The organism is Paraglaciecola marina (genome assembly GCF_004360155.1).
Classification (GTDB): Bacteria; Pseudomonadota; Gammaproteobacteria; order Enterobacterales; family Alteromonadaceae; genus Paraglaciecola; species Paraglaciecola marina.
On sequence record NZ_SAIS01000012.1, the window covers coordinates 132,214 to 147,749 of the forward strand.

At 40.2% G+C, this 15,536-nt stretch carries 10 protein-coding genes; 6 read left to right on the forward strand and 4 right to left on the reverse strand.

Going from position 1 to position 15,536, the window contains the following annotated elements:
* The first annotated feature begins 2 nt into the window (after positions 1–2).
* From EOK74_RS16605 to EOK74_RS16630, 6 genes are all read left to right on the forward strand, one after another.
* Positions 3–812, forward strand: a complete 810-nt coding sequence (locus EOK74_RS16605) for a siderophore-interacting protein (protein WP_133471230.1) — start codon at positions 3–5, stop codon at positions 810–812.
* A 1-nt stretch (position 813) separates the two neighbouring features.
* On the forward strand, positions 814–1,686 hold the full coding sequence (locus EOK74_RS16610; protein ID WP_133471231.1) for a siderophore ABC transporter substrate-binding protein: 873 nt from the start codon (positions 814–816) through the stop codon (positions 1,684–1,686).
* Positions 1,687–1,715: 29 nt separating this feature from the next.
* A complete protein-coding gene (locus EOK74_RS16615) occupies positions 1,716–2,654 on the forward strand; it encodes an ABC transporter permease (protein ID WP_133471232.1) in 939 nt (312 codons plus the stop codon).
* A complete protein-coding gene (locus EOK74_RS16620; protein WP_133471233.1) occupies positions 2,647–3,624 on the forward strand; it encodes an iron chelate uptake ABC transporter family permease subunit in 978 nt (325 codons plus the stop codon). The genes EOK74_RS16615 and EOK74_RS16620 overlap by 8 nt, the downstream gene beginning before the upstream one ends.
* Positions 3,621–4,379 carry an iron ABC transporter ATP-binding protein gene (locus EOK74_RS16625; protein WP_133471234.1) on the forward strand — a complete coding sequence of 253 codons (759 nt, stop codon included), beginning with the start codon at positions 3,621–3,623 and terminating at the stop codon, positions 4,377–4,379. The genes EOK74_RS16620 and EOK74_RS16625 overlap by 4 nt, the downstream gene beginning before the upstream one ends.
* A gap of 304 nt (positions 4,380–4,683) precedes the next feature.
* A complete protein-coding gene (locus EOK74_RS16630; RefSeq protein ID WP_239024142.1) occupies positions 4,684–5,013 on the forward strand; it encodes a DUF3718 domain-containing protein in 330 nt (109 codons plus the stop codon).
* A gap of 147 nt (positions 5,014–5,160) precedes the next feature.
* Here the strand turns inward: EOK74_RS16630 and EOK74_RS16635 are convergent, their stop codons facing one another.
* The 4 genes from EOK74_RS16635 to EOK74_RS16650 all read right to left on the reverse strand — a co-directional run bounded on the left by EOK74_RS16635 (position 5,161) and on the right by EOK74_RS16650 (position 15,161).
* Positions 5,161–6,255: a hypothetical protein gene (locus tag EOK74_RS16635; protein ID WP_133471235.1), complete on the reverse strand. Its 1,095-nt coding sequence runs from the start codon at positions 6,253–6,255 to the stop codon at positions 5,161–5,163.
* 200 nt (positions 6,256–6,455) lie between these two features.
* A complete protein-coding gene (locus EOK74_RS16640; RefSeq protein WP_133471236.1) occupies positions 6,456–10,874 on the reverse strand; it encodes a family 16 glycosylhydrolase in 4,419 nt (1,472 codons plus the stop codon).
* A 685-nt stretch (positions 10,875–11,559) separates the two neighbouring features.
* Positions 11,560–13,851 (reverse strand): chondroitinase-B domain-containing protein, encoded by a 2,292-nt coding sequence (locus EOK74_RS16645; protein WP_133471237.1) that lies wholly within the window; start codon positions 13,849–13,851, stop codon positions 11,560–11,562.
* 134 nt (positions 13,852–13,985) lie between these two features.
* Positions 13,986–15,161 carry an aminotransferase class I/II-fold pyridoxal phosphate-dependent enzyme gene (locus tag EOK74_RS16650; RefSeq protein WP_133471238.1) on the reverse strand — a complete coding sequence of 392 codons (1,176 nt, stop codon included), beginning with the start codon at positions 15,159–15,161 and terminating at the stop codon, positions 13,986–13,988.
* Between the last annotated feature and the right edge of the window lie 375 nt (positions 15,162–15,536).

The following is a 15,536-nucleotide window of genomic DNA, read 5'->3' on the forward strand; positions in this document are numbered from 1 at the left end:
ATATGACTGCAATTATATTAACCCTTGTATCGGTTACCCCAATGGGAGGCGCTCTTAACCGTTTGGTTTTGAGCTCTCCTGAGCTCACTAGCGAGCGGATCCCTGCTTTTTTTGCAGGCTTACATATTAAACTATTTTTTAAACAGCCCCATCAGGCAGAACTCGTGCTGCCTCAACGGGACGAAAACGATAAAATAGTATGGCCTGAAGCAGACAAAAAGCCCTTAGCCCGAACTTACTCTATTGCTGACTTTGATGCTGAAAATCAAACTATAACAGTCGATTTTGTATTGCACCGAGACTATGGCATTGCCAGCGAGTTTGCCAAAATGGCCAAACCTGGGGATATACTTGGCTTTGCCGGCCCAGGTTTAATCACTATGGTAAACTCAAGTGCTAAACAACACTTGCTGGTGGGAGATTTATCTGCCATGCCAGCCATTGCAGCAGTATTGAATACGCTTACTCACAAGGATAGTGTGCATGTAATTATTGAGCTTGAAAATAACGTTAATCAAACCTTGATAACCCAACAATACTTTGCAGCGAGAGAGCATCAAATTACTTTTGTAGAACAAAAGTTTACGGATAAGTCTGAAATACTTGAGCTGGTTCGTAACTTACAAATTAGCAACACCAAGGATCAGTGGAGTATTGCTCTCGCAGGAGAACACCTCACAGTTGTCAGCATTCGCAAGTACTTGCGACAAATAGACTTTGATAAAAAATCATTATATGCAGTGCCCTATTGGCGGAATCAACAAAATGAGGAAACCTATCATGCACAGCGCCACGAAGTGATGGATACCTAACATGAAAAAATTATTCGTATTGATACTGACTAGTTTAACTTTATTGCAAGTAAGCTGGTTACAGGCTGCAACAACCGACAGCGTCCCGCAAAAAGTGGTGTCATTTGACTTAGCACAAATCGACACCCTTGATTATTTGGGTGTGCAAGTATTAGGTGTACCTAAAAGCCATACCATTAATTACTTAGCTAAGTTCCAAGGAGATGAGTACATAAATGTGGGCTCTATGTTTGAGCCAGATTTTGAGACCGTCGCCAGCCTTGAGCCAGATTTGATCATTGTTGGTGGCCGGACCCAAAGCAAAATAAAAATGATGAAAAGTATTGCTCCAACCTTTGATAGCACAGTTTGGGGTGATAACTATCTGCAACAATTTTACCTTATCACCCAAGAGTCTGGCTCCTTAGTAAACCAGCCAGAACTTGCAGCCCAAGCCATTGCTGACATAAAGCAACAGGTAGCCAAGATAAAAGCTAAGGCTAAACAAGGCGGTAAAGTGATGTTTGTGATGACCACAGGCGGTAAAATCACAGTATTTGGCCCCGGGTCTCGATTTGGTTGGCTATACACTGAACTAGGTTTTGAAGCCGCTGGAGATGAGAATGCTCTGTCACATCATGGTGACCCAGTGTCTTTTGAATATTTACGTAAGCTCAATCCGGACATTTTATTAGTACTTGACCGTGATATTGCCATTGGTAAAGACACAGGTATGGCTAAACAACTATTAGAGAACGACCTTATAAAAGGCCTGAAAGCCTATCAAAATAATAAAGTTATTATGTTAGACGGCTATGCCTGGTACACAGTTGGTACAGGAGTTAGTGCCATGAATAAAATCTTAGCGCAAATACAAAGCGCCCTTATAGAGTAATAAAACTTGATGACACCCCAGCAGCCAATATGACCAAGACCTATCTTTATTGGGCCTTAGTATTTGTTGGCCTAATTATCACTAGCTTACTACTGGGTTCTATCACACTAGATAGTGCCAGCTTTGACTGGCAATTGCTCAGTCAAACACGGATACCAAGAACGATAGCGATTGTATTGTCTGGTATGTCTTTGTCTGTTGCAGGTGTCATCATGCAAATGTTGGCTAACAATAAATTTGTAGAGCCTACCACCACAGGCACAGTGGAGTGGGCCATCCTTGGTATGTTGTTACTACTTATTTTTTACCCCCAAGCCTCTCTTACCGTTAAGTTAAGCGTCTCTGTATTGTTTTCTATATTGGGGGCAATGAGCTTTCTATTGCTTATCAAAAAGCTACACACTCGCTCTATCATTATGGTGCCCTTAGTAGGAATTATTTATGCTGGAGTGATTGGCGCTGTGGTTAATTTTATTGCTTACCAGCAAGATCTTATGCAATTTGTTTGGGTGTGGATTCAAGGCGACTTTTCAATGATATTGCAAGGTCGCTACGAACTATTATGGTTTGCTGGCCTGCTAACTTGTCTAGCCTATTTTATTGCTGATCGTTTTACCATAATTGGCTTAGGGAAAAACGTCGCCACCAATCTAGGATTAAATTACGGCTATGTATTTGCCATTGGGATTACACTTGTGGCTAGCGTGGCAGGCATTACTGTTGTGATTGCTGGGGTATTACCATTTCTAGGATTAATAGTGCCAAACATCATTAGTCTATATTATGGGGATAATTTGCGCCGCTCTATTCCACTAATAGCATGTATGGGCGCTATGCTAGCCTTAGTGTGTGACATATTAGCGCGTATATTAGTACATCCTTTTGAGATACCTGTTGGCGTCATAATGGGAGTGGTGGGCAGTGCCATATTTTTAGGGTTACTGCTAAGGCAAACGCGACATGACTAAGCAAGCAGTGCCTAAACTTAAGCTTTCACCTTTTACCCGCTTAGCTCTGCTGGCGGTGGCAGTAATTTTAGCTTGTACCTTATTTTTAACCTGGAACGTTAAAGCATCTTGGGCCTTTACACTTGAATTCAGAGGTCAAAAGCTAATCAGTATGGTGTTAGTGGGGATTTTTATCGCCATCGCCACTTTGCTATTCCAAACTATCAGCCAAAATAAAATTTTAACGCCATCCATTATGGGGTTTGATGCCTTATACATGCTAATTCAATCTGTGTTGATAGTGCTGATAGGAGCCAGCGGTTACTCAATACTGAATGAATATACAAAATGGGCCATCGAGATAACTATCATGACCAGCATGATGTTACTGCTGTCTAAATTTCTATTTAGAGGCTCTGCCCAATCTATACAATTATTAATACTCAGTGGTGTAGTGTTAGGGATATGTTTAAGTAGTATCAATGGCTTAGTGTTTCGTATGATGGACCCTAGCCAATCAGTCGTAGCTCAAGATGCCTTTTTTGCTTCGTTTTCATCTCCGTCCATAGCTTTAGTGCAATTATCCTATTTATTATTAGCTGCGACGTTTGTGTATTTGTTTAGATATCATCACCAACTAGATGTGCTCTTGCTAGGGGAACAAACCGCCCACAGCTTAGGCATAAACTACGCACGTTTAACCCAGCATCTACTCATATTAATAGCCATTTTAGTCGGTATGTCGACTGCCTTGGTAGGTCCCATTACCTTTTTAGGCTTACTAGTTGTACATTTAGCCTACCAATTAGCGGGCAGTTACAAACACAAAATATTATTACCTTTTGCCGCCTTGCTAGGAGTCTTGGTTTTGGTTTTAGGAGAGTTTATCTTGCAACATTTAGTCTCATTCAACACTCGCCTAAGCATAGTGATAGAGTGTGTAGGTGGCCTAGTATTTTTAGCCCTAGTAATTAAACAAGCCAAATCATGATTGAATTTAAAAATGTAGCCTTAAGCTACGGTCAAAAACAAGTCCTTAAAGACATTAATTTAACCCTAGCAGATACCGGCCTTACCTCTATCATAGGACCAAATGGCTCGGGTAAATCCTCATGCTTGTCTCTTATGAGCCGACTACAAAAAGCAAGTGCTGGGGAAGTACTATTAGATAACAGCCCGATACAGCAAATACCCGCTAATCAACTAGCTAAAAAGCTGTCTATATTACGCCAAGACAACCATACCAATGCTCGTATTCAGGTTAAAGACTTAATCACATTTGGACGCTACCCCTATCACCAAGGGCGACCTAGCGCGGAAGATCTGAAAATAGTTGAGCAATGTATTGAATATGTTGATTTACAAGCAGTACAAGATAGGTTTATTGACCAGTTATCTGGCGGGCAGCGACAAAGAGTGTTTATAGCCATGGTATTAGCCCAAGACACCCAAACGATTCTGTTAGACGAACCGCTTAATAATCTCGATATCAAACATAGCGTGAGCATAATGAAACAGCTGCGCCAAGCTTGCGACGAATTAAACAAACAAGTGGTAGTGGTCCTACATGACATTAACTTTGCCGCACACTATAGCGATACCATAATCGCCCTAAAAAATGGTGAGCTGGTGGCCAACGGCAGTCCCACTGACATAATGCAAGACTCAGTTTTAAGTCATATATACGATATGCCGATAACAGTCACTAACATACAAGGCAAACCCACCTGCCTGTTTTATTCGTAACACTAAACAGCCTACAGGTTCAGTATCAAGGCGCTTCAGTAGCCACCTAACTCGGCATTAATGAGTGGCAATGGGAGTCAGCCTTACACCTAATGTAAATTTCTTCGAATAAGCCAATAAAAACAAACCAAAATTTAGTCAAATTAACCAATTTCATGGTCAAATTTATTGTTGACACATTCTAAAAGATCTCAATTAAATCATAAGCCATTGTTTTATATAACAAATAAAAATTGGCACCTCAGTTGCAAAAGCTATAGTAAGTCACAACGACTACTTACATAACTTAACTAAATAGGAAAATATGATGAACACATTTACTAAAATAATCGCAACTTCAGTTTTAACTCTTAGCTCAATCGGTATGGCTAGTGCTGCAACTGAGTACGTAGCTGCAGATGATTATGTTACTAGCAAATTATGCGTAGTCGCTACTGAAGGTAGCAAATTAAAGTTATCAAAAGCGATTGAGAAAACCGGGTTAAGTAAACGCTTTGTTGTAGAAAACGTGACTTGTAATAATCAAGAACTGACTACTTTTGTAGAGCAACACGGTACAAATGTTGACAATATTAATAATTACTTAACTGCTGGTAAATATAGCCAAAACCAAGAAACAATCGCATCACTTTAATCTAAATTGATGCTCTGCATAAACAGTGTTTCCCATTCCTTGTCGTCATCTTAATAACGAGTTTGACGGCGAGGCTTTTTAATATTGGGAGGTAAAGAGAAGGGACTGAGAAATCAGAACCACTTCTCCGAAATATAGGTGACTAAATTACTCTACTATGGGAGTCAAAATAAAAACCCTCTCGGGATTATCTACAACATCCCTGATTGGTCCGACTCCAACAATTTGACCCACATCGTTAATCGCAATAGCATCGGTAAAACGCTTAAAAAACTCTATACCGTGAAGGTACAAACTATGATCCATTAAGTCTTTAAAACCAAAGTCATCATGATAAACAAACGCATGAAAAGGATAACTACCATTGTGGTCAAAAGTAGCCCCCACAATTACGCCGTTATTATTGATATTTGATGCGTATGCCCCAGTCCAACCCGAACCTCCTTTGACTTCAGTCAAAACTCCATTATCAATTGAGAATGCTGATTGGCCAAAAAATCCAAATGCAGCTCCATGGATCCCATATCCAACTAGTTCACCACTATCATTAACAGCACTTGCCGCAGTATTACCATTTAATTCTTCAGACATTAAACCGCCACTATATTTGGCGGTATGTTTTATAGCTTTATAATTACCATAACTATCCGTCCCATCAGCGTCAAACCAACCAACAACCTCACCAAGCCCATTCATGTCTTCCCCAAACATATTAATACCTAAACTATTAAGATCTAACACGGTCCCATCTGATTCTCTGATATAGGTGTGGGCAGTTTTAGTTGATTGGTCATAATAGGTTGCTAATATTTGACCAGCATCATTGATGGTCATTAATTTAAAGCCTTCAAGCGCTCCTAATACTTCTAGAACACCGCCAATAGGCTCTAACATACCACCACTGTACAAGGCTGGAACAATATTGCCATAAGCGTCAGTAACTTCTACTAGCACTTGGTCGTTATTGTTAATACTTACAGCTTTTGATGAGACTCCTCCCATAGCTCCCAGGTTAGTCATTGCGTCATCAGCATATGAATACAAAAAGGCGTATTCGACATCTGAAACATCAGTACTAACACCCACTACAAATCCATTATTATTGATATCGGCTACATCTATAAAGTTACCACCTAGGGTACCTAAATCTCTTATGGAATAATTGGGAAGGACTTCTGCATTTACAAAGCTAGATACTGCCAGTACAGCAATAATTACCAGGGTTTTCTTGATATATAGCATTTAATAATCTCCATTTACTTTCTACTAATTTAATTAAAGTTTCATTTGTTAAGACTACATCCTACTTAACAAGATAAATCCTAGCCTCTTTTTTAAAAGAGTAAATAATTACCCCTACCATTTGGCTATTAATTAGATCTGGAAAGAATAAACCTAAACCACTTTCATGGTTTAGGTCTTTAATGAAGAATTAATTAGGGTTATTTAGCGATGTGATAATCCGTTAAATAAATTTTGTCTGCGGTATTCCCCCCCACTCCAAATATCGCTATTTGGGTAAGCTTAGATAAGTCCAATGGTATCTCACTTAAATCAATACTGACGTCACTCCAGCTGCTATTTACACTTAGCGGCACTTTAAACTCAACGCCATCAACAATAAAATCTAAAGTGTATTCAGAAAAGCTACCAGTTGAAGCAATCTTGAAATTAAGAGATGTATACTTGGATACGTCTATATCGTACTGCTGCACATCGCCGTATATATCTCCCATTAAAGCGAGTACCGCACCCCAACCACTGCCTTTTGACAACTCAAAGCTAGTCAAGCCGTTATAGATGACGTCAGACATAAATGTTGTGCCTGTAGACCATTCATTTAGGGTGATATTGCCGTCATTAGCAAAGTTATTGTCATCAATAATCATGTCTGTCTCTTCACCAGTCGAAGAGAAAAACACAAATTTATCATCAGAACTGTCTTTTTCAGATTTTAGTTTGCCAGAGTCATACATGATAAGGTCAGTCACATAAATATCTTGGGAAGCTGAACCTCCTTGATACACACCAAATAAGGCTACTTGGCTGACATTAGATAGATTCACCCCGTACATGGCTAAATCAATATCAATAAGATTCCACTCAGCTTGGCTAGCTAAGCTAAAGCCCACTTCTTGGGACACTTGGTTACCATTTACATTAGACACAATAGCAAGAGCATAACGTTCAAATGCTCCTTCAGAGGCCACTTTGAACTTAATGTTGGTATATTCGGCAAAATCCACATCATAGTTGTCGATAGTTGAACCGTCAGATATATCACCTTGCAGTGCTAATACCGCTCCCCAAGACCCATTTGCACTTAACTTAATGCCATCAAGCCCAGCATAATTGGCATCAGAGATAAGCGTGCCGGTACTCCACTCTCCAAAGATAACATTGCCCACATCACTGTTATTGTCGCCATCAACAATTAAATCACTAGGCACACTTTCATCTGATGAGATAAATACAAAGTCGTCGTTAGTTGTACTATCGAAGGGAATAGTTTCATCTTGGATAAAGCTAAAGTCAGTGATATAGATAGTCGACACACCTGACTGTCCGCCAATACCATAAACCGCTATCCAATCGACTGTAGATAAATTTAATGGAATATCTGAGGTATCTAGGGTTACGGTTTGCCAAGTATCAATGCTTTCATCTATGGGCAGTGTGATTTCTTTACTTACACCATTACCAGAAATCGCAATTTTGTAACCACTTGCGTAATTGCCTGTGGTCGCTAATTTTAACTCGATACGATTAAATAAGCTGAGGTCTCCATTTATACCATTCTGGAAAGCCAGAACCGTGCCCCAGTTTCCTTGCTCTGGCGAGTTTGAGCTAGATACTAGCTCCCAGCCCAGTAAACCATCAAACATGACATCACTTTGAATACTGGTACCTGTACTCCATTCGCCAACAGTATCTGACTCAAAATTAATATCGGAATCACCAGTAGAGGATATTAAAGTATAGGTATCTCCATCTATGGGCTCGCCGCCGTTACTATCTTGCAAAACCACACTAACATCATCTATATATACTTCACCGACTTCAGCCCCTAGGTCAAACAGAACTCGATTGTTTTCGCCACCAAAACCTGTGGTTGTAATGGTAAAAGAGTAAGAGACCCAGTCAGTGGTAAGAGAGGCGGTTTCTGCGACATTTGTCCAAGGGTCATAGTTAAGCCCTAACCCCACTAGAATTGTACGTTCAACCGACGCTTTGGCTTTAAAAGAAACAATATAGGTTTCATCTGCGAGTAAGGTCATAACTTGACTTAGGTTTACATCCCAGGCGTTACCAGCAGCTAAAACATTGGCATAAAAAACCTTATTGCCGTCTTCTTCAATAACATTTACAGCGCCAATCCAATCTTCACCGCCATTATCAAATGAACCATTACTAACTAAATCACCGTCTTGGCTGCCATCATCGCCGCCATCATCTCCACCGCTGTCATCATCACCGCCGTCGTCATCACTTCCTTGTCCATAGAAACGAATGTTATCGAAATATACGATATTCTCTTGAGTACGGCCTGCATTGTCAAAATCTGGAAATACGATAACTTGATCAATATCTATGGCCTCAGCTAAACCAATATAGCCGCTAAAATCAAAGGTTAACTCTTCCCATTCATTGATTAGGGTATTAGCTACCTTGATCTCTTGCTGAGCACCGCCACTATTGATGGCAAACTTTACACCCACATCACTAATGACACTTTTGTACACCATCATTTTCACTATGCTGTTGGTTTCATCAAGTGTTAACGGGCCAAACTCGCCATGCACAGTTTCCGTTCCTACCCAAGGTGCACCAGTAACACGGGCAGTAAATTTAGCAACAGTAGATGAATCATTAATTCCTGAAGTATCTGGGTTATCCACAAACTCAAGGGCTGGGTTGTCGTCATTCTCAAACACATTCCAGTTTACCCCAGCACCATAACCGCCTTCTTCAAAATCAATAGGGGTGACATCGCTTAAGCTGCCGTCATCACCACCATCATCTTGAGTTTCAGTTATAGTAACGTTATCTACTCGATAAACCGCGCCTTCACCTGCTCCCCAATCTGGAAAGATCATTAATACATCAATACCGTTAAGCTCTAAACCAGCATTACTAAGGGTTTTAAGGGGGACTGAATAGTGCTGCCATTGTGACGTAGGTGCGGTGATAACAATATTTGCCTCGGTCGCAGCCCCACCTTGCTCAACTTTAAGGTTCCAACCTGCGGATGCATTGTTAGGAGGAGTAACCAATTTCAAATCAAATTCCAGCACACCTGTATCTTCTAATGGTGAACCGTCATAGGGCTCTGGAGTCTCAGCAAAATTAGTATTAAAACCCAATACAGTAGGCTCAGCACCAACAACAAATTCCACTACGTTTAAGTAATCACCATCTTCATATTCGATAGTGGGCGTAGTCCCCCCACAGCAATCCCAAGCTGGCCATGCTGGATTCAGAGTTTCTTCGAAAATAATGAGGTCTTCGGCTATTCCATCTGAAGGTGGAATTGGAATAGGAGCTTGCCCTTCGTTTAAGGTACCTCCTTCATCGATGGGATCTAAATAACCCTCGGTAACCGTTGCACACCCCTGACCATTTGTCGGGTTAACTGAACATTCATACACACGAACATAATCAACTTGAAACTTATTGGTACCGTCAAATGCCGATGGATCAACACCACCTTGATTGACATTTTCAGGCCAATCGCCTCCTACGGCAAAATTTAAAATCATATGAAAACGTTCATCGAATGGCGCTTCTGTGTATGCAAACTCACCGTCTTGCTCTGTATACCAACCTCTATGCTCTAGGCCATCGGCAACACCATTTTCGTTATAACTGACTTCTGACTTCAACTGAGTTTGATACAAGACACCGTCTACATACCAACGGATCTCACCTTCTTCCCACTCAATGGCATAAACATGAAAATCATCAGCAGGGTTAGCTTCATCGGGTAAAGCGTAATCTAATCCAGAATAATCATTATTTGGCCAGCTTTGACCATAGTGCAAAGTGCCATGTACAGCCGACTCCACAGAGCCAGTGCCATCATCTAAAGGCACACCTAAATTAACGGCTTCAAAAATGTCAATTTCACCTGAATGAGGCCAACCACCATACACATAATCTGTGGGTAACATCCAAATTGCGGGCCAAGCACCTTGACCACTAGGTGCTTTGGCACGAATTTCGAAACGCCCATAAGTCCAGTCACCTTTGTCTACAGTACGAAGTCTGGCCGAACTGTATGGTAATGATTGGCCACTTTCTGCCTTAGCTACAATATTTAAGACACCGTTTTCAATGTAAGAATTATCTGCACTATCGGTATAACATTGCTTTTCGTTATTGCCGCCGCCATCACAGTTAACTTCGTGAGACCATTTAGATTCATCAATCTCGGTGCCTTCAAATTCATCGCTCCAGACTAATTGCCAACCGTCTTCTGCCACTTCACTTTGCAATGAAGCTCTTAGCAGCAAAGGTTTACGGGCTAACTCAAAATCAATTCTAAACTTTTGTGTTTCACCGGGTTCTAACTCTGATAATGCCACGTCAAAATAAGGCAAGCCGTCTTCAGTGACCCCATCGCTATTAGCCACTGCCAAAGTTGACTTATCGATAACTACCCTAAAAGGTCCATTTAGAGTTTGTGACCCCGTATTCTCAACTCTGGCAACTGTATAAATAACTCGTTTCACATTATCGAAAACAGCGCTAGTATGCGTGACCCTAGAGTCAGTTGGCACATCTTTCCATTCGGCCATTGCCATAGGAGAGGACAACATTAAGGCGCAACATACACCCTTAACAATCTTAAAATTAGACATAATATTCCTTTGCAAATGAATTACCGTTCTCACTTGGCTTTATTCGCCTTAACGCGCTCAATAATTTGAGCATGTCATATGGAACGCTAATGAAGTTAAACTTATAATTAACTCCATACCCTCCCCCAACACCTCTAGTTAAAGCCCAACTAACGTCCACAACTCACACCCATACTCGATGGGATTTTCAAGAGGCAATAACAGAAAAATGACACTAAAAACTTTAGGCTTTATTGGCTGCCATTTAGTGATGAGACAGTTATGTAGCTTCACACCACCCATCAAATAAACATTAAAATTACATTTATTTAACAACGAGAGATTATGCTAATGAACCTTGCTACCCTATAAATTTGCGCCAAAGCGAACTGATAAAAGGGTTAAAGCGGACGCTGAAATTATTTCTAAAAAAGTTAGAACTATAGGAGGGACTATATCCACGGTAAGCGGGTCGTAACGTCGTTTAAACGATGATCGGTTAAAACTGGCTTAAATTAAACATCCAAACTCATTGACATATTTATAGTTAAAAGCCGAACTAGAACGAGCACCGCCAACCCTCTAAATTTCGATAGTATCAGTAAGGGCACTATTGGCTTCCACGCAGTCTGGGTCAAAGTAACGAGTTTTCTACTGAAAGTTTCAGCCCCTGAGCAGCAGGAGCTGAATTATCAAAAGCTATAAATTAATACATCAACTCTAATTTTAGGTTTTGTACAATTTCAATTTTACCTGAGCCACTAATGGTGTTGTTCTCAGGTTTTTGGCCTTTTTCCCCCCACAAAATAGCTATCAATTTAACAGGGTTATTTTTAAAGGTGTTATTTTTTAGCTCTAAATTCACTATGCCACGGTTCTTAATAAGCAATCCGCCATCTTCACCTGAGCCGGTTACAGTATTGTTTGCAAACACTAAATTTCCACCAATGGTAGATTCGTCATAACCACCACGATGGTAATCGAGTATGACGCTAGAGATATTGTCAAAGGTCGTATCTTTAATAGTCACAAACTCAGCGTTGTAATCACCTTTGTTATCGGTTTCTTGATTTAATAAAAACCCACCTTGGTTATTTTTGATGACACTATCAAGTACAACTATTGAATCAGCAAACGAACCTTTAGACACATATAAAACATGCTTAAAGCCAGAGATAACACTATTTTTAATAGACAAGTTATAGGCTTTAGACATGTATTTATCTAAAGTTGCAAAGGCATTTTGCTTACCATTACCTTTAAGGGTAACGCCGTCCAAATATAAGTAGCCTTTAGGCTCCAATGAAAAGGCGGTGTCTTTAGAGGTAAAGTAAATGGCTGGGGTATTATTAGCTGTTGCAGTAATCGAAATAGTTTTGTTGATAGCTATGCTATTAGAGATTGCATAATTTGCAGACGTCAGTTCAATGATATCGCCAGAACTTGCAGCTGCAACCGCCTTAACCAGATCCGCAGAGGTAGCAACTTTAATTACACTAGGTTCTTTTTCTTCTTGCTCGGTTGCAAACCAAGAGGTGCCATATTGTGTTTTATCAAACAAATGAGCGTCTGATTTTACTGGGCTTACCATAGCCCCCACACTATTACGTGAAGCTCTTTGAGTACCAAAAAAATCAGTGGTAATTTTATCAAAATCAAAACCGTTATATACTTCAGTGAAGTTAGTATTTGGAACTAACAACCGCTGTGAAACTGATTCCATCGATACTGACTGTTTCACGATCCCGTCGGTTTTAACGTCTGTTTTGTTGTCATAATTAGAAATATTATTTTTGAACGTCACCCCGTCAACTTCATCATAGTGATAAATGGGATATTCGGCTTTCGTAGAGTTATAAATTAAATTATTCGCAAAAATAGTACGAATAGGCCTTGCCGAACGTATCTCAGACTTTGGTAAGACTGCACTTTGAGATACATTTGAGCCAACACTAAAATACCAAGGCGTTGGAGACTCAACCCAAGTGTTATAGGCCACCACCACATCTGTGACTTGGTTATATCTATTTAGTGGTGACTTAGGAATACCATTCATCACAGCAATAGGCGCTCTGAACTTTTCGCCTGTTAATTTATAAAAGTAATTATTGGTGATCCAATGTCCTGTATTAACCACTCGAATTCCGCCAAAAAACGCTGACTCACCATCACCAATAAACATATTGCCGTCTATGGTGGCGTAATTACCGTGGCGTAAAACTAAAGAACCTTCACTTTCAAAAAACACATTATTCTTGAATATGTTGAAGTTTGATTTACTAGAAATGATTTCCACTTCGCCATTTACGCGGTCAAAGAAGTTATGTTCAACATTCGTATAAGAAGGCGTCATTGAGGTGCTGCTGTTACCAATCTGCAGTGTTTCACCATGGGGACCACCTTTTCTGGGGCGTGGCCCAAAGTGATTATTGATAATCTGATGATGGTTATTAACGTGCTGGTTACCCTTCAACTCCACCATGACAGTAGGGCCAAAGTTAGATTTTCCGGTAATATAGTTGTTGCTAAGCTCGTTATACTGCCCCCAAAACTCTACCCAGCGGTCAGTCACATGCCTATCTAATTGGGTGAACTCTTCGATCACGTTATTAGTAAATTTTGAGTGGAAAGCAATTTTCTCATCATTAATTTTAAAGCGAACCAAGGCCTTAGTAGGCGAGTAACCATTTCTAAAATGTAATCCTTCAACGATAAGGTAGTGTCCGCCTAAGTGGAGGTTTGAGATACCCTCAATAAACACTTTACCCGGGGTTTCTGCTTTTAAAGTGATGGGCTTTTGTTCTGTTCCCTCACCATAAAACTTTATTTGTATGTCTTTATAGGTGCCATTTTTGAGGACAATATTATCGCCAGCTTGTACACTTTCGATGGCGTCTTTTAATTTAACTTCACTGTTTACAAAAAAGTTTTTTGCAGCGGCTATGCTCGAAGTCACCGAAAATGCTAACGCACCCACTAATAATATTAATTTATTCATAAAATCCTTTAAATTTACTTAATAACCCAGTTCACAATAGACATCTTCACACTACAAGGCAATATACCTATCAACTAGCAACACATCTCAAAAACACCACGAAAGCCTTTAAAATTAAGATGAGAAGGCTGTATTTAACCATTCAATCCTTGCATGAATTTATTTAATCTATCTAACCCTTCTTTCAGCTCTGACTCTGCGGATGCAAAAGATAAACGAACAAATTGTTTATCTGTTTGTTCGCTAAAGTCATTACTTGGCGTCAGAGATACATGGACTTGCTGTAATACCTGTTCACAAAACTCCATGGCCCTTAACCCTGTTGACGTTACGTCCATATAAACATAAAACGCGCCATCGGGGACAACAGGCACGTCTAAGCCACATTTCTGTAGTCCAGCAAGTACTAACTTTTTACGGGAAACCAAAGATGCTCTTCGAGCCTCACACACCGCCAAAGAATCTGCAGTGAAACATTGTAAAGCCGCTTTTTGAGCTAAAGTTGACGGGCAAATATAATAATTTTGAGCCAAACGTTCAATGACTTCAACAGCTTCCTCTGGCACGATACACCAGCCTAAACGCCAACCTGTCATGCCAAAATACTTCGAAAAACTATTTATCACTAAGGCTTGGTCATCTACAGATAAAACACTGGCAGGTTGTGAATTCGAAGCCCCATGATGTAAGTTCAAATAAATTTCATCAACAATACGCCACGCACCTTTTTTTCGGGCAAAGTCACACATTGCAGCAAGTTCATCAATCGCCACAGCGGTGCCCGTTGGGTTAGAAGGTGTAGCTAGCATGACCCCTTGGGTATCGGTTTGCCAATAGCGCTCTAGCAAATCATTATTTAATTGAAAACGAGAATTTGCTTGGGTTGGCACTAGTTGAACATTGCCCCCAAAACTCTTAATGAATTGCCTATTACACGGATAGCAAGGATCAGCCATAATCACTTTGTCACCTTCATCAACAAAAGCCGCAGATAAAAGCAATAAGGCAGCAGATGCCCCTGCCGTAACTACCACCCTTTTTGGATCAATCTCTATTTGATGTTTGGTTTTGTAAAAACCTGCAATGGCTCCGCGCAGCTCAGGTAAACCCAAGGCTGAGGTATAAGGAAGGGGAGCACTACCAGCTAATTGTTCCATAGCCTTTAACACATCGGGGGGCGCACCAAAGTCAGGCTCACCGATATTAAGCTTAACAACGTGCTTTCCTTGCGCTTCTAAACGTGCGGCTTTCTCGCTAAACGCCATGGCTAAAAAAGGAGAAATGGCTTGTGCCCGCTGGGAATATTTCAAATGATACAACTCAAACTTACAAAACAGTGAATATATAGTTCGCTATTTTGCCATTAGAAATTAGCTAAAACATCCATAAAACAAATAATTTTCCATAAGCCAGTTAACACATTAACCTTTAAACCAGCGAATAAGAGGCTACTTAAAGCAATAATCAATGAACCAAACAGGTAATTAAAATGCCCATAAACAGTGCATTTTAAGTTACATATTTTTCACAATCTCAGTAAATTCTATAACAATCAATCTATTAACACTCTGGTCTGTGTTTTGCTTCACCACACTAGTTGAACTGAACGTAATTTCATGAAGACTTATTGTGAAAACAAAATGGACATTACAGTTTTGCAGTAGTTTTAACTAACAAGAATAAGA

Coding starts and splice junctions, on each gene's coding strand:
- EOK74_RS16605 (WP_133471230.1), top strand. CDS start 3: ATGACTGCAATTATATTAACCCTTGTATCGGTTACCCCAATGGGAGGC.
- EOK74_RS16610 (WP_133471231.1), top strand. CDS start 814: ATGAAAAAATTATTCGTATTGATACTGACTAGTTTAACTTTATTGCAA.
- EOK74_RS16615 (WP_133471232.1), top strand. CDS start 1,716: ATGACCAAGACCTATCTTTATTGGGCCTTAGTATTTGTTGGCCTAATT.
- EOK74_RS16620 (WP_133471233.1), top strand. CDS start 2,647: ATGACTAAGCAAGCAGTGCCTAAACTTAAGCTTTCACCTTTTACCCGC.
- EOK74_RS16625 (WP_133471234.1), top strand. CDS start 3,621: ATGATTGAATTTAAAAATGTAGCCTTAAGCTACGGTCAAAAACAAGTC.
- EOK74_RS16630 (WP_239024142.1), top strand. CDS start 4,684: ATGATGAACACATTTACTAAAATAATCGCAACTTCAGTTTTAACTCTT.
- EOK74_RS16635 (WP_133471235.1), bottom strand. CDS start 6,255: ATGCTATATATCAAGAAAACCCTGGTAATTATTGCTGTACTGGCAGTA.
- EOK74_RS16640 (WP_133471236.1), bottom strand. CDS start 10,874: ATGTCTAATTTTAAGATTGTTAAGGGTGTATGTTGCGCCTTAATGTTG.
- EOK74_RS16645 (WP_133471237.1), bottom strand. CDS start 13,851: ATGAATAAATTAATATTATTAGTGGGTGCGTTAGCATTTTCGGTGACT.